Source organism: Palleronia sediminis, from assembly GCF_004358695.1.
Taxonomy (GTDB): domain Bacteria; phylum Pseudomonadota; class Alphaproteobacteria; order Rhodobacterales; family Rhodobacteraceae; genus Palleronia; species Palleronia sediminis.
The window spans coordinates 1-14,131 of the sequence record NZ_SNAA01000016.1; the positions used below are offsets into that span (position 1 = coordinate 1).

General features: G+C 67.1%; 13 protein-coding genes. 6 read left to right on the plus strand and 7 right to left on the minus strand.

The genetic code is table 11. The annotated features are described in order from the left end of the window. The first annotated feature begins 291 nt into the window (after window positions 1–291). Window positions 292–1,161, plus strand: coding sequence for a bifunctional allantoicase/(S)-ureidoglycine aminohydrolase (locus tag E2L08_RS13215; RefSeq protein ID WP_133397568.1), 870 nt, complete (start codon window positions 292–294; stop codon window positions 1,159–1,161). Here the strand turns inward: E2L08_RS13215 and bhcR are convergent. After that, the gene (bhcR, locus tag E2L08_RS13220; protein ID WP_133397569.1) at window positions 1,142–1,990 is read right to left on the minus strand and encodes an HTH-type transcriptional regulator BhcR; all 849 of its coding nucleotides are present in this window, start codon (window positions 1,988–1,990) and stop codon (window positions 1,142–1,144) included. The genes E2L08_RS13215 and bhcR overlap by 20 nt on opposite strands. A gap of 168 nt (window positions 1,991–2,158) precedes the next feature. Between bhcR and bhcA the strand changes: the two genes are divergently transcribed. The 4 genes from bhcA to bhcD all read left to right on the plus strand — a co-directional run bounded on the left by bhcA (window position 2,159) and on the right by bhcD (window position 6,580). Next, entirely contained in the window at window positions 2,159–3,349 is a 1,191-nt protein-coding gene (bhcA, locus tag E2L08_RS13225) for an L-aspartate--glyoxylate aminotransferase BhcA (protein ID WP_133397570.1), read from the plus strand. A 14-nt stretch (window positions 3,350–3,363) separates the two neighbouring features. Further along, window positions 3,364–4,314 (plus strand): beta-hydroxyaspartate dehydratase BhcB, encoded by a 951-nt coding sequence (bhcB, locus tag E2L08_RS13230; protein ID WP_370450688.1) that lies wholly within the window; start codon window positions 3,364–3,366, stop codon window positions 4,312–4,314. 17 nt (window positions 4,315–4,331) lie between these two features. After that, window positions 4,332–5,495, plus strand: a complete 1,164-nt coding sequence (gene bhcC, locus E2L08_RS13235) for a 3-hydroxy-D-aspartate aldolase BhcC (protein ID WP_133397572.1) — start codon at window positions 4,332–4,334, stop codon at window positions 5,493–5,495. Between the two features lie 119 nt (window positions 5,496–5,614). Then, window positions 5,615–6,580 carry an iminosuccinate reductase BhcD gene (bhcD, locus tag E2L08_RS13240; RefSeq protein WP_133397573.1) on the plus strand — a complete coding sequence of 322 codons (966 nt, stop codon included), beginning with the start codon at window positions 5,615–5,617 and terminating at the stop codon, window positions 6,578–6,580. Between the two features lie 136 nt (window positions 6,581–6,716). On the opposite strand, the gene E2L08_RS13245 is transcribed toward bhcD, so the two are convergent. Genes E2L08_RS13245 through puuE form a run of 3 tightly spaced genes read right to left on the minus strand, consistent with a single transcriptional unit; the run spans window position 6,717 to window position 10,138 of the window. After that, the gene (locus tag E2L08_RS13245; protein ID WP_133397574.1) at window positions 6,717–8,195 is read right to left on the minus strand and encodes a uracil-xanthine permease family protein; all 1,479 of its coding nucleotides are present in this window, start codon (window positions 8,193–8,195) and stop codon (window positions 6,717–6,719) included. 36 nt (window positions 8,196–8,231) lie between these two features. Next, window positions 8,232–8,729, minus strand: a complete 498-nt coding sequence (locus E2L08_RS13250; protein ID WP_133397575.1) for an ureidoglycolate lyase — start codon at window positions 8,727–8,729, stop codon at window positions 8,232–8,234. Next, on the minus strand, window positions 8,726–10,138 hold the full coding sequence (gene puuE, locus E2L08_RS13255; RefSeq protein WP_240758236.1) for an allantoinase PuuE: 1,413 nt from the start codon (window positions 10,136–10,138) through the stop codon (window positions 8,726–8,728). The genes E2L08_RS13250 and puuE overlap by 4 nt, the downstream gene beginning before the upstream one ends. 151 nt (window positions 10,139–10,289) lie before the next feature. Here puuE and uraH point away from each other — a divergent pair, with 151 nt between their 5' ends. Further along, entirely contained in the window at window positions 10,290–10,643 is a 354-nt protein-coding gene (gene uraH, locus E2L08_RS13260; RefSeq protein WP_133397576.1) for a hydroxyisourate hydrolase, read from the plus strand. Here the strand turns inward: uraH and E2L08_RS13265 are convergent. The 3 genes from E2L08_RS13265 to E2L08_RS13275 all read right to left on the minus strand — a co-directional run bounded on the left by E2L08_RS13265 (window position 10,628) and on the right by E2L08_RS13275 (window position 14,130). Further along, window positions 10,628–11,560, minus strand: a complete 933-nt coding sequence (locus tag E2L08_RS13265) for a LysR family transcriptional regulator (protein WP_133397577.1) — start codon at window positions 11,558–11,560, stop codon at window positions 10,628–10,630. The two genes, uraH and E2L08_RS13265, sit on opposite strands and share 16 nt — an antisense overlap. A gap of 118 nt (window positions 11,561–11,678) precedes the next feature. Next, on the minus strand, window positions 11,679–12,881 hold the full coding sequence (locus tag E2L08_RS13270) for an aminopeptidase P family protein (protein ID WP_133397578.1): 1,203 nt from the start codon (window positions 12,879–12,881) through the stop codon (window positions 11,679–11,681). Between the two features lie 202 nt (window positions 12,882–13,083). Then, window positions 13,084–14,130, minus strand: coding sequence for a YeiH family protein (locus tag E2L08_RS13275; RefSeq protein WP_133397635.1), 1,047 nt, complete (start codon window positions 14,128–14,130; stop codon window positions 13,084–13,086). Between the last annotated feature and the right edge of the window lies 1 nt (window position 14,131).

Genomic DNA, 14,131 nt, shown 5'->3' on the forward strand with positions numbered 1-14,131 from the left:
ACCGAACAACGAGCCAGATCAACCAACCCGCCGCCAGCCCCGGAAGACCGCCCCAACCGCGCCTCAGCGCCGCCGGTGAAGCGCTATCTACGGACCACCAACCAAACCCGCAAGAGGGAAAATCGCCTGCTCGCGAAAAAGAGAGCGTGACGTGGGGTGAGCCGCTGCCAAGCCCCCTTCCCCGCGCCGATCCTGCCGGAAAGCCGAAAGGTGCTGTCGCGCGTTTCCCGGTGGTCAGGCGCGCCGGCACCCCCCTAGACTCGGGCAACGATCACAGGACCGGGGACGGACATGACCGCACGCTATTACGCGCCCACCGGAGGGCATCCGCCGCAGGACCAGCTGCTGACCGACCGGGCGGCGTTCACCGACGCCTATGCCGTCATCCCGCGCGGCACGATGCGCGACATCGTCACCAGCTTTCTGCCGTTCTGGACGGGCACGCGGCTCTGGGTGTTGTCGCGCCCGCTCAGCGGATTTGCCGAGACGTTCTCGCAATACATCATGGAGGTCTCGCCGGGCGGCGGATCGGACCGCCCCGAGACCGACCCCGGCGCCGAGGCCGCGATCTTTGTCGTCGAGGGCACGGCCACCATCACAATCGAAGGCGTCGATCACACCCTTTCGCCGGGCAGCTATGTCTACATGCCGCCTGCGACGGACTGGGCGTTCCACAACGAATCGGACGCGCCGGTGCGATTCCACTGGCTGCGCAAGGCCTATGAGGCGGTCGAGGGGCTCGACCTGCCCGATGTCGTCGTGACCTCGGATGCCGAGGTCGCGCCCGTGGCCATGCCGGGCACGGATGGCGCATGGGCCACGACACGCTTTGTCGATCCCGCCGATCTGCGCCACGACATGCATGTCACCATCGTCACGCTGCAACCCGGCGCGGTCATCCCCTTTGCCGAAACCCACGTGATGGAGCACGGGCTCTACGTGCTCGAGGGCAAGGCAGTCTATCGGCTCAACCAGGATTGGGTCGAGGTCGAGGCGGGCGATTACATGTGGCTGCGCGCCTTTTGCCCGCAGGCCTGCTATGCCGGCGGGCCGGGTCCGTTCCGCTACCTGCTCTACAAAGACGTCAACCGGCACATGGCCCTGCGTCCGGCGCTGTCCGCGCCGATGCGCCGTGCGGACCTCAGGCAGGCGGCCGAATAGGCGCCACCCCGGCAATGGCGACGGTCAGCTCGGCCGCCGCCGACATCACGGCCGCGGCGATGGGGGCGCTGCGGTCGCGGTCCATCCGGCTCGTCGGTCCCGAGACCGAGATCCCCGCCACCGCCTCGCCGTGAACGTCGAAGACCGGCGCCGCGATGCAGCGCATCCCGACATTGCGTTCCTCGTCGTCTATGGCGTGACCGCGCGCCCGCGTCGCCGCGAGATCGGCGGCCAGCGCGTCGGCGCGTTGCAACGTCTTGGGCGTGAAGCCCGGCAGCCCGCTGGCCGCCGCGATCCCCGCCACGCGGGCGGCCGGCATCTCGGCCAGCAGAGCCTTGCCGATCCCCGAGGCATGCAACGGCGACAGGGTGCCCGGCGGGAAAAAGGCGCGGATGGCCTCATGCGTCTCTACCTGGCTGAGAAACAGGACCGAATCACCCTGCACGCGACCCAGGTTGGCCGTCTCGCCCGTGACCTCCATCAGGCGGCGCATGATCGGGCGGGCGCGTTCCACGAGGCTGGTGCGGCGCAGGAACTGCGCGCCGATGACGAAGGCGCGCGGCCCGACATGCCAATGCTGCTCGAGCCGGTCGAGCTCGACCAGCCCGCGCGATTCGAGCGTCACGAGAACGCGGTAAACGGTCGCGGGCGACTGGCCGAGATCGCCCGCCAGCGTCGAGAGCGACAGGCCCGAATGCTGCCCGAGATGGTCGAGGATCGCCATCGCGCGGTCGAGCGACTTGACCACCGCGGCGCCCGTATCGTCCCAGCCGCGCGGGCGTCCGCGCATCTTGCGGGTGGTCCCGCCGGCATCCCTGGGGGAATCCATCGACTGTGCCTTGCCAAACATGAAATTCGATTTCACGATATGAAAAATATAACGCCTTGGCAACACGCGTGAATCCGCCCCTGCGCGTTTTTGAAATCGTTTTTCAAAAAAATATCCCTGCGCCCGAAACACGGCTACACAAGGGCATACCCTATCAAGGAGACGGTCATGAGCTTCCAGAACCCGGTTTTCATCCCTGGCCCGACCAACATCCCGCGCGAGATCCTTCAGGCCTGCTCCATGCCGACGATCGATCACCGGTCGGCGCTGTTCGGCAAGATCCTGCATCCCTGCCTCGAGAACGTGCGCAAGATCCTCAAGTCGCGCAGCGCGCATGTCTTCATCTTTCCCTCGACCGGCACCGGCGGCTGGGAAACCGCGATCAGCAACACCCTGTCGCCCGGCGACAAGGTTCTCGCCGCGCGCAACGGCATGTTCAGCCATCGCTGGATCGACATGTGCCAGCGCCACAAGCTCGAGGTCGAGATCGTCGAGGCGCCCTGGGGCACGGGCATCCCCGCCGACCGCTACGAAGAGATCCTGACCGCCGACAAGGGCCACGAGATCAAGGCCGTGCTGGCCACCCATAACGAGACCGCGACGGGCGTGCGTTCGGACATCGCCGCGGTGCGCCGCGCGCTGGATGCGGCGGGCCACCCTGCCCTTCTGCTGGTCGACGGGGTCAGCTCCATCGGGTCGATGGATTTCCGGTTCGACGAATGGGGCGTCGATATCGCCGTCGCCGGGTCGCAAAAGGGCTTCATGCTGCCGCCGGGCCTTGCGATCCTCGGGTTCTCGGACCGCGCGATGGAGGCGACCCGCACGGCGCGCCTGCCGCGCACCTTCTTCGACGTGGCCGACATGGTCAAAGGCTATGCCGCGAACGCCTATCCCTACACCCCCGCCGTCGGGTTGATGAACGGGCTCAAGCTCTCGACCGAAATGCTGCTGGCCGAGGGGCTCGAGAACGTGTTTGCCCGCCATGCCCGTATCGCCGAGGGCGTGCGCGCCGCGGTTGGCGGCTGGGGGATGAGCCTTTGCGCGGCGTCGCCCGACCTCTATTCCGATACGGTCAGCGCCATCCGCACCCCCGAGGGGTTCAACGCGACGACGCTCGTCACCCATGCAGCGGAAACCTATGGCGTGGCCTTCGGAGTCGGCCTCGGCGAGGTGGCCGGCAAGGTCTTTCGGATCGGCCACCTTGGCAGCCTGACCGATGTCATGGCATTGTCGGGTATCGCCACGGCGGAAATGTGCATGGCCGATCTCGGCCTCGATGTGAAACTCGGCTCGGGCGTCGCGGCGGCGCAGGAATACTACCGCGCGCACCCGGCCGCGCTGCGAAAGGAAGCGGCATGAAGGACGACGCTCCGATGGAGATCCCCGGCTACGAGGACATGCTGGCCGCGCATGAGCGCATCCGCCCGCATATCCGCCGCACGCCGATCCTGACCTCGGACTATCTCAACGAACTGACCGGCGCGCAGCTTTTCTTCAAATGCGAGAACCTGCAGGAGCCGGGTGCCTTCAAGGTGCGCGGCGCCACCAACGCGGTTTTCGGGCTGAGCGAGGACGAGGCCCGGCTGGGCGTGGCGACCCATTCCTCGGGCAACCACGCCACCTGTCTCAGCTACGCGGCCGGGCGCCGGGGCATCCCGTGCAACGTGGTCATGCCGCGCACCGCGCCGCAGGCGAAAAAGGATGCCGTGCGCCGCTATGGCGGCACGATCACCGAATGCGACCCCTCGACCACCTCGCGCGAGGAGACCTTTGCCCGCGTGCAGGCCGAGACGGGCGGCAATTTCGTTCACCCCTACAACGATCCGCGCGTGATCGCGGGTCAGGGCACCTGCGCCAAGGAATTGATGGAACAGACCGACGGCGTCGATATCGTCATCGCGCCCATCGGCGGCGGCGGGATGATCTCGGGCACCTGCCTGACGATCTCGACCTTCGCACCCGAGACGCAGATCATCGCGGCCGAGCCCGAACAGGCCGACGATGCCTATCGCAGCTTCAAGGCGGGCCACATCATCGCCGACGACGCGCCCGAGACGATCGCCGACGGGCTCAAGGTTCCGCTCAAGGATCTGACCTGGCATTTCGTGTCGCGCCATGTGACCGATATCCTCACCACCTCCGAGGACGAGATCGTCGACGCGATGAAAACGACGTGGAAATATCTGCGCGTGGTCATGGAACCCTCTTGCGCCCCGCCGCTGGCCGCGATCCTCAAGAACAAGGACCGTTTCGCCGGCAAGCGGGTCGGCGTGGTCATCACCGGCGGCAATGTCGATCTCGACAAGCTGCCCTGGACACTTTGAAAAACGGAGTCTCTCACATGAACGCACCAGTGAAACTCGAAGGGCTCGAAGTCGGCTATGACGTGCCGGCCCTGCCCGGCATGGACGAGGCCGATATCCAGACCCCCTGCCTGGTCCTTGATCTCGATGCGCTCGAGCGCAACATCAAGAAGATGGGCGACTACGCCAGGGCCCACGGGATGCGTCACCGCGTCCACGGCAAGATGCACAAGTCCGTCGACGTGGCCAAGCTTCAGGAAAAGCTCGGCGGCGCCGTGGGCGTGTGCTGTCAGAAGGTGTCCGAGGCCGAGGTCTTTGCCCGCGGCGGCATCAAGGACGTGCTCGTGTCGAACCAGGTCCGCGATCCGCAAAAGATCGACCGCCTGGCCCGTATCCCCAAGCTCGGCGCGCGCGCGATCTGCTGCGTCGACGATCTCGAGAACGTGCCGCAGCTTTCCGAGGCGGCGCAGCGTCACGGCACCCAGATCGAGTGCCTGGTCGAGATCGATTGCGGCGCCGGCCGCTGCGGCGTGACCACCACCCCCGCGGTCGTGGAGCTTGCCAAGGCGATCGAGGCCGCCGACGGGCTCAAGTTCGCCGGCATCCAGGCCTACCAGGGCGCAATGCAGCATCTCGACAGCTATGACGAGCGCAAGGCCAAGATCGACGTGGCCGTGGCGCAGGTCAAGGACGCGGTCGACGCGCTCAAGGCCGAAGGGATCGAGTGCGACATCGTCGGCGGCGGCGGCACCGGCAGCTACTATTTTGAAAGCAACTCGGGCGTCTATAACGAGCTGCAATGCGGCTCCTACGCGTTCATGGATGCCGATTACGGCCGCATCCTCGACGCCGACGGCAACCGCATCGACCAGGGCGAGTGGGAGAACGCGTTCTTCCTGCTGACCCAGGTGATGAGCCACGCCAAGCCCGACAAGGCCATCTGCGACGCCGGCCTCAAGGCGCAATCGGTCGATAGCGGCCTGCCGGTGATCTACGGGCGCGACGACGTGGAATACGTCAAGTGCTCGGACGAACATGGCGTGATCGCGGACCCCAAGGGCGTGCTCAAGGTCGGCGAAAAGCTGCGCCTCGTGCCTGGCCATTGCGACCCCACGGCGAATGTCCACGACTGGTATGTGGGCGTGCGGGGCGGCAAGGTCGAAACCGTCTGGCCCGTCTCGGCCCGCGGCAAGGCCTACTGAGCGCGCTCGCACGTCCCGCACGGCCGCGCCTTGGGGCGCGGCCCATACCGCCCGCGCATCCGGCCCCCCCAGGGGTCACGGCGCGGGCGTTTCTTTTTTGTCCAAGGAGAACTTTGCCCATGTTCATCGTGCCCGAACGCGACATCGCCGATCTGATGACGCAGGAGGCCGCCTATGACGCGGTCGAAAAGGTGTTCGCGTCGATGGCGTCCGGCGACGCCTACAATTTTCCCGTCATCCGCGAGGCCATCGGCCATGTCGGCGCGCTCTACGGCTTCAAGGGCGGGTTCGATCGCGCGGGGCTGACGCTGGGGCTCAAGGCGGGCGGCTACTGGCCCGAGAACCTCGAGCGGCACGAGATCATCAACCACCAGTCGACGATCTTCCTGTTCGATCCCGATACCGGCCGCGTCAGCGCCATGGTGGGCGGCAACCTGCTGACGGCGCTGCGCACGGCGGCGGCCTCGTCGGTGTCGATCAACCACCTCGCGCGCAAGGACGCCAAGGTGATGGGCATGATCGGCGCGGGCCATCAGGCAAAGTTCCAGCTTCGCGCGGCGCTGAAGCAGCGTGCGTTCGAAAAGGTGATCGGCTGGAACCTCCACCCCGAGATGCTGCCCAATATCGAGGAGGTCGCGCGCGAGGCCGGCTTGCCCTTCGAGGCGGTCGAGCTCGACGGGATGCGCGAGGCCGATGTGATCGTGTCGATCACCTCGTCCTTCGAGGCGTCCCTTGCCGCCGATCAGGTCAGCCCCGGCACGCATGTCGCCTGCATGGGGACCGACACCAAGGGCAAGCAGGAAGTGGCGCCCGAGCTGCTGGCCCGTGCCACCGTCTTTACCGACGAGGTCGCGCAATCGGTCAGCATCGGCGAGGCGCAGCACGCCGTTGCGCAGGGCCTCATTGCCGAGGGCGATATCAACCAGATCGGCGCGGTGGTGAACGGCACCCATCCGGGCCGCAGCTCGGCGGACGAGATCACGCTGTTCGACGGCACGGGCGTCGGGCTACAGGATCTGGCCTGCGCTGCGGCGGTCGTGGCGCTCGCGCGTGAAAACGGGACGGCCATCGAGGTCGAGGTCTGAGGCCACACCCCATCGTCGGCCCGACAGGCGCCCCCCGGTTTCCGGGGGGCGTTTTCCGTTTCGCGCCGCGCCCCTCGGCCATGAAAAAGGCCCCCCGGAAACCGGGGGGCCCTGATCGTCCGCGGAGGCGGCCGGGTCAGACGTTGGCGGCCGTGGCCTCGGTCTTGGCCTTGAGGCCCGCGCCGTGTCCGGTCAGCCCGCCCGAGACTTCCTCGGTCGACTCGTCGGCCAGGGTTTCGGGCAGGATCAGGTTCAGCACGATGGCGATGAAGGCCGCGGGCAGGATGCCGCTTTCGCCCAGCACACGCAGCGTATCGGGCAGGTGCTGCAACGCGCTGACCGTGGTCGGCCCGGTATTCATCACCTCGAGCTGAAGACCCAGCCCGACTGACAGCGCCACCGCAAAGATCACCATGTTGCGCCGGTTCCAGTTCACGTCCGACAGCATCGACACACCGGCCGCGACGACCATGCCGAACATCACGATCACGCCGCCGCCCAACACCTCGATGGGCACCGTGCGGATGACGCCGCCGACCTTGGGCACGAGCCCGCAGACGATGAGAAAGATGGCGCCGATGGTCACGACATGGCGGCTCATCACGCCGGTCATGGCGATCAGCCCGACATTCTGGCTGAACGAGGTGTTCGGGAACCCGCCGAAGATACCGGCGACCGCCGAGCCGAGCCCGTCGGCATAGGTCGCGCCGGTGATCTCGGCATCGGTCGCCTCGCGCCCGGCACCGCCCTTGCAGATCCCCGACACGTCGCCCACCGTTTCCACCGCCGAGATGAAGGCCATCAGGCAGAAGCCGATGATCGCCGCGACGCTGAACTCGATCCCGTACTTGAATGGCTGCGGCAGCGCGAAGGCGGCCGAGTTCTCCCACGAGCCGACGATCGCCTCGAAGGGCAGCTTGCCGACGAGGATGCAGTAGACATAGCCCACGAGGATGCCGATCAGCACGGCCGAGATCGACAGCATCCCGCGCGCGAAGAACTTGAGCCCCAGCGTGACGAAGACCACGATCAGCGCCGGTGCCCAGCTTGCCATCGAGCCGTAGCTCTCGGACCCGCTGGCCTTGGCCGGCACGCCGCCCGCCGCGTATTCGATGCCGACCTTGACCAGCGCGAGGCCGATCATCGTGACCACCAGCCCGGTGACGAGCGGCGGCAGCGCAAAGCGGATGCGCCCGATGACGAGCCCGAGCGCCGCGTGGAACATGCCGCCGATCAGCACGCCGCCGAACAGCGCGGCCAGTGCGTCGACACCCTTGCCCGCGACGAGAGGGATCATGATCGGGATGAAAGCGAAGGACGTGCCCTGAACGATGGGAAGCGCGGCGCCCACGGGACCGATGGTCAGCGTCTGGAGCAGCGTGGCGACGCCGGCAAAGAGCATCGACATCTGGATAAGGTAGAGAAGTTCGGGGAAATCGGGGCTGTTGGAGCCGAAGCCGAAGCCCGCCGCCCCGGCCACGATGATCGCCGGGGTCACGTTCGAGACGAACATCGCCAGAACGTGCTGGATGCCCAGCGGAATGGCGCGATGCAGCGCCGGTGTATAGTTCGGATCGCGGAGCTGTTCCGGCGTCCCGATGGATGATGCGGCCATGGTGGTCCTCCCTTTAGCCTTTCGCCGACACCCCGATCAGGTGCCTCCTTCCGGCGCGACACGATATGGCGTGTCGAACCAATGCTCCTCCAGGTTCGGACCGTCTCCGATCCGGTCCACTACCGCGAATAGGCCCGGCGCGTGCAGCGGGGTGAGAACCCCGTGCCAGGTTCCGCGGTAGAGATTGATGCCCTGCCCCGGACGCGTCAGGAACGCGCGCGGGCGGCCGGGCCGCCCCCCGTCATCGGGGGCCACGACGACGAGAAACCCGTGCTCGGTCATCGGCAGGAAAGCCTGCGCGCCGTCGGGGTGCCGCTCGACCATGTCGAGCGTGTAGGGCAGGCTGCGCGGCTCGGCGCGGAACAGGCTGATGCCCGCGCGCCCGCCGTCGAACTCGAGCCGGGCGAGATCGTGATAGCGTCCGCACAGCCCCTGGTTGATGATCCTGTCGGGCGTGCCCTCCGCCTCGAGAACGTCGCCGAAGGGGGCGAAACCCGCCGCGGTTAGCGGCTCGGTGACGATCGAGCGGCTCATGCGGGCAGTTTCTCGCGCAGGCGCAGCTCGGCGATGCGCTCGACCTGTCGGCAGGCCTCGGCGAACTCGGTCGCGCGGTCATGTTCGATCCGGCGCCGGAACGCGTCCATGATCGACGCCTTGGTGTTGTCGCGGACCGCGATGATGAAGGGGAACCCGAACCTTGCCTGGTAGGCGTCGTTCAGCTCGGTGAATGTCGCGCGTTCCTCGTCGGTGAGCGAGTCGAGCCCGACCGACGCCTGTTCCGCCGTGGATTCGGCCGTCAGCCGCTTGGCCGCCGCCAGCTTGCCCGCGAGATCGGGATGCGCCGTCAACACGCCCAGCCGCTGTTCCTCGGAGGCCGAGCGGAAGATACGCGCCAGCGCCGAATGAACCCCCGTCGCACTGTCATGCGCGGGCCCGAGCTCGAGCGCATGGGCGCCCTCGGCGATCCAGGGCGAATGCTCGAACACCCCGCCGAACTCGGCCACGAAACTCTCGCGATCCATCTGCGATGGGCGCGGGCGGTCGACCGGCGGATGCTCGGCCGCCCAGTGCCGCGCGATCTCGAGCCGGGTTGCGAACCACACCCCGTCATGTGCGCGGAAATACTCGATCGCGCGCTTGAGCGCCGCGGCGCGGCTCGGCCGGCCGATCAGGCGGCAATGCAGACCGATCGACATCATCCGCGGCGCGCCGGCCTCGCCCTCGGCATAGAGCGTGTCGAAAGCATCGCGCAGCATCGCCTCGAAATCGTCGCCCGAGGCGAAACCCGCCTGGATTGCAAAGCGCATGTCGTTGCAATCCATCGTGTAGGGCACGACAAGCTGATCCTTGCCGCCAGCCTTCATCCAATATGGGAGGTCATCGGCGTAACTGTCTGCGATATAGTCGAAATCACCCTCTTCGGCGGCAAGGTCGTTGGTGTTCATCGAACACCGCCCCGTGTACCAGCCGCGCGGGGGGCTGCCCGTGACCTCGGTATGCAGGCGGATCGCCTCGCGGATCTGGGCGCGCTCGTCCTCGGCCGTCATGTCGCGATGCTCGACCCATTTCAGGCCATGCGACGCGATCTCCCAACCGGCGGATTTCATGGCGGCGACCTGTTCGGGGCTGCGCGCAAGCGCCGTGGCGACCCCGTAAACCGTGACGGGCAGATCCTTGAGCATCCGGTGGATCCGCCAGAACCCCGCGCGCGCGCCGTAATCGTAGATCGATTCCATGTTCCAGTGCCGCATGCCGGGCCAGGCCTGGGCGCCGGTGATCTCGGACAGGAACGCCTCCGATGCCGCATCCCCGTGCAGCACGTTGTTCTCGCCCCCCTCCTCATAGTTGAGAACGATCTGCACGGCGATCTTCGCCCCGTTGGGCCAGTTGGCCGCGGGCGGCGTCTTGCCGTAGCCGGTCATATCGCGGGGATAGCGGATCACGTCGTCGGTCCTCTCGGATGGGATGACCCTTTCTAAACCGAAAGACGCCCGCATTTTGTCAAATTAAACCGAAAGGTGCCTCTTGGCGCTCCGGTTTGCGCGGCGCGGCCCCTCGGCCCTACAAGGAGACCGCAAAACAGGAGCTTTCGCGATGGCCGGATATCTGACGACCCATGTTCTCGACACCGCGCGCGGCTGCCCGGCCGCGGGCCTGCGGATCGAGCTGTTCCGGCTCGACGGCGACACGCGCATCCATCTCAAGACGGTCGAGACCAATTCCGACGGGCGCACCGATGCGCAGATCCTGCCCGCCGACGAGTTCCGCACCGGCACCTACGAGCTTGTCTTTCACGCGGGCGCCTATCTCGACGCGACCGGCACGCCGCCCGAAAGCCCGCGGTTCCTCGATGCCGTGCCGATCCGCTTCGGCATGTCCGAAGAGGCCCATTACCACGTGCCGCTCCTGCTCTCGCCCTTTGGCTATTCGACCTATCGCGGAAGCTGAAACCGCTTTTCCGCGTCGCGCACGACCGAGGCGATACGGTCGATCATGAACTCCATGAACAGCCGCGTCTTGGGGTCCTGCCGCCTGCGATGCGTGAAAAGGCAGGCCATCTGGATCGGCTCGGGCGGGGTCTGCGTGGCCACGGGCACGAGCCGCCCGGCCTGAAGGTGATCCCCCACCTCGAAGATCGGCTTCATCGCGATGCCCTGCCCCGACAGCGCCCAGTCGGTCAGCACATCGCCATCGTCGCATTCATAGCGCCCCGCGATGCGATAGCGCCGCGGCCCGTCCCTGGCCACCAGCCGCCACTGGAACTCGGTCGCGCCGGGAAAGCGCAGATTGAGACATTCATGCCCGTCGGCCACGATCGCATCCCCGTCGCGTGGGTTGCCGTGTTCGGCGATATACGCGGGCGACGCGCAGAGAACCCGCGCCACATCCGCGATCTTGCGGATCCTGAGCGTGCTGTCCTCGGGCTGGCCGAGAAAGAAGGCGAGATCGAGCCCCTCGGTGGTCACGTCAACCTTGCGGTCGGTCAGGCGCAGGCGGACCGACACCGCGGGATAGGCGCGCAGGAACTCGGGGATATGCGGCGCGATGAGCCGGCGCCCGACCCCCAGCGGCGCCGCGACATAAAGCGATCCGCGCGGGTTCTCGGTGATGTCGACGATCTGTGCCTCGGCGCTCTCGACCGCCTCGAGCACGCCGCAGGCCCCGGTGTAGAAGGCCTGCCCCTGCTCGGTCGGGGTCAGGCTGCGCGTGGTGCGTTGGAACAGGCGCACGCCCAGGTGTTCCTCGAGCTGGGATATCCGCGACGAGGTGACGGCGGGCGACACGCGCAGGTCGCGCCCCGCGGCGGACATGCTGCCCAGCTCGTAGACGCGCACGAAGGTGCGGATATTGTCGAGATAGGACATTCGGGGCGGGCTTTCCGGTCGGTCGTCGTACCGCGACGCTAGCAAGGAATGCCCGGTCGTCAAAGCCCGGACGTCGCGGGATCGGCGCGGCCCGCATGGCGGCCGCGCCGGGATTGCGTCAGCCGACGACGTTGAACTCGGGGCCGTAGGGATAGCCCGTGATGTTCTCGTTCCCGTCCCCGGTGATAATAAGGATATCATGCTCGCGGTAGCCACCGGCGCCGGGCTGCCCCTCGGGGATGGTCAGCATCGGCTCCATCGAGATGACCATGCCGGGCTCGAGCACGGTGTCGATATCCTCGCGCAGTTCCAGCCCCGCCTCGCGGCCGTAGTAATGCGACAGGATGCCGAAGGAATGGCCATAACCGAACGTGCGATATTGCAGCATGTCACGCTCGGCGAAAAAGACGTTGATCTTTTCGGCCACCTCGGCGCAGGAGACGCCGGGTTTCAGCAGGCTCATGCCGTATTCATGCGCGCCGACATTGGCCTCCCAGACGTGGCGGCTGGCATCGTCGAGCTCGCGCACGAACAGCGTGCGCTCGAGCGCGGTGTAATAGCCCGAGATCATCGGAAAGGTGTTAAGGCTGAGGATATCGCCCACCTCGAGCGCACGCGCGGTGACGGGGTTATGGGCGCCGTCGGTATTGATGCCCGACTGGAACCACACCCAAGTGTCGCGATACTCGGCCTGCGGAAAGCGTTTCGCGATCTCGAGCTCCATCGCGTCGCGCCCCGCCATGGCGATGTCGATCTCGCGCGCGCCGACCTTGATCGCGTCGCGGATCGCGTAGCCGCCCACATCGGCGACCGCGGCGCCGTGGCGGATCAGCGCGATCTCGGCTTCGGACTTGTGCATCCGCTGGCGCATCGTCGCCGGGGCGATATCGACGGTCGAGGACGGCTTGAGGAACTCGTCGAGCAGCGCCTTTTGCGCCAGCGTCAGGTGATCGCCTTCGAAGCCCACGACCCGGCCCTCGCCCGTGACCGAGCGGATGGCGCGCCAGTAATTGTTCCGCTGCCAGTCGGTATAGGTGATGTTGTCGCCGTGGCTGCGCCGCCATGGCTGGGCCGCGTCGATGCCCGCGCTGATCGTCACGCTTTCGCCGGCGGTCACGACCAGCCCGTAGGGCCGCCCGAAACTGCAATAGAGAAAGCCCGAATAATAGGCGATGTTGTGCATCGAGGTCATCACGCAGGCATCGACGCCATGCTCGGCCATCGCGGCGCGCAACCCCTTGAGCCGCGCCTCGTATTCGGAGGCCTCGAAGGGCAGGACACGCTCGCCCTGGTGGAAACGGTAGAATTCGGGTCGGTCCATCGGAACACTCCTTACAAGCGTTCCGCGCGCGGGCGGGTCGATCTCGACTTGCCGCGGTCGCGGAAAAGCAAGATCCCGGCGTTCAGGACGGGTGCAAGGGGCGCGCGGAGTGCGCCGGCGACGCCATCGCCTGCCCAGCCCCGTCTATGGCGCGAAATCGGGATTCGGGCAAGATGGCACGGGCCCGCCCGCGCCCCGGCCGTCACAGCGGGTGCAGGTCGAAAACCTTGATCGCCAAGGCCACCGCGGCGGCCATGAACACCGTCTCGGCCAGCAGCAGCGCGGCCGCCGGGCGTCCCACCTTGAGGATCTCGGCGGGGCGCGTCCTCAGCCCGACCGCCGCGATGGCCACCAGCAGCAACCAGCCCGATCCGTCCTGTGCAAGCCGCTGCACCGCCTCGGGCAGGGGCAGCACCGTGTTCAGCGTCGCAAGTGCGACGAATGCGAGGACGAAGCCCGGCACCAGCGGCGGGCGCGCGCCCTCGGGCGCGGTCTCTCCGCTACGCAGAACCAGCGCCGCCAGGATCACCACCGGCGCCAGCATCGCCACGCGCAACAGCTTGACCAGCGTCGCGGTCTCGCCCGCCTCGTCCGAGATCGAGAACCCCGCCCCGACGACCTGCGCTACGTCATGCACGGTCGCGCCGATATAGATCCCCGCGGTCACGTCGTCGAAATGCATCGCATGGCTGAGCAGCGGATAGAGGATCATCGCCAGCGTCGACAGGATCGTGACGCCCACCACGGTGAACACCAGCCTGTCGTCGGACTTGGCATCGCGCGGCAGGATCGCGGCGATGGCCAGCGCGGCCGAGGCACCGCAGATCGCCACCGCCCCCGCCGACAGGAAGGCAAAGCGATAGCGGAACCCGAAAAGCCGGGAGGCCGCGAAGCCGAAGCCGATGGTCAGCGGCACCATGGCGACCACCATCGTCACCACCGGCCAGCCCAGCGCGCCGACCATGCCGAAACTGATCCGCAGCCCCAAAAGCGCCACGCCCAGCCGCAGCACGTCGCGCGCGGCGATCGCGATGCCGGGGCCGCAACGCGCGTCGTCGGCCATGAAGTTCAGCGCGATCCCGAAAAGCAATGCCAGCAGCATCGCCGGGGCGCCGTAATGCTCGGATATGAACTTGCTCGCCAGCGCGATGATCGCCGCCAGAAGCAGGCCGGGAAAGGCACCGCGCAGCCGCTGGCCAAGGCCCTTGACCGAGGGAAGGCTGACGCGGGGCGGCACCCGCCCCCGCATC

Bases quoted from the DNA above. Each gene is read 5' to 3' on its own strand.
- E2L08_RS13215 (WP_133397568.1), top strand. From the start codon at position 292: ATGACCGCACGCTATTACGCGCCCACCGGAGGGCATCCGCCGCAGGAC.
- bhcR (WP_133397569.1), bottom strand. From the start codon at position 1,990: ATGGATTCCCCCAGGGATGCCGGCGGGACCACCCGCAAGATGCGCGGA.
- bhcA (WP_133397570.1), top strand. From the start codon at position 2,159: ATGAGCTTCCAGAACCCGGTTTTCATCCCTGGCCCGACCAACATCCCG.
- bhcB (WP_370450688.1), top strand. From the start codon at position 3,364: ATGGAGATCCCCGGCTACGAGGACATGCTGGCCGCGCATGAGCGCATC.
- bhcC (WP_133397572.1), top strand. From the start codon at position 4,332: ATGAACGCACCAGTGAAACTCGAAGGGCTCGAAGTCGGCTATGACGTG.
- bhcD (WP_133397573.1), top strand. From the start codon at position 5,615: ATGTTCATCGTGCCCGAACGCGACATCGCCGATCTGATGACGCAGGAG.
- E2L08_RS13245 (WP_133397574.1), bottom strand. From the start codon at position 8,195: ATGGCCGCATCATCCATCGGGACGCCGGAACAGCTCCGCGATCCGAAC.
- E2L08_RS13250 (WP_133397575.1), bottom strand. From the start codon at position 8,729: ATGAGCCGCTCGATCGTCACCGAGCCGCTAACCGCGGCGGGTTTCGCC.
- uraH (WP_133397576.1), top strand. From the start codon at position 10,290: ATGGCCGGATATCTGACGACCCATGTTCTCGACACCGCGCGCGGCTGC.
- E2L08_RS13265 (WP_133397577.1), bottom strand. From the start codon at position 11,560: ATGTCCTATCTCGACAATATCCGCACCTTCGTGCGCGTCTACGAGCTG.
- E2L08_RS13270 (WP_133397578.1), bottom strand. From the start codon at position 12,881: ATGGACCGACCCGAATTCTACCGTTTCCACCAGGGCGAGCGTGTCCTG.
- E2L08_RS13275 (WP_133397635.1), bottom strand. From the start codon at position 14,130: ATGCGGGGGCGGGTGCCGCCCCGCGTCAGCCTTCCCTCGGTCAAGGGC.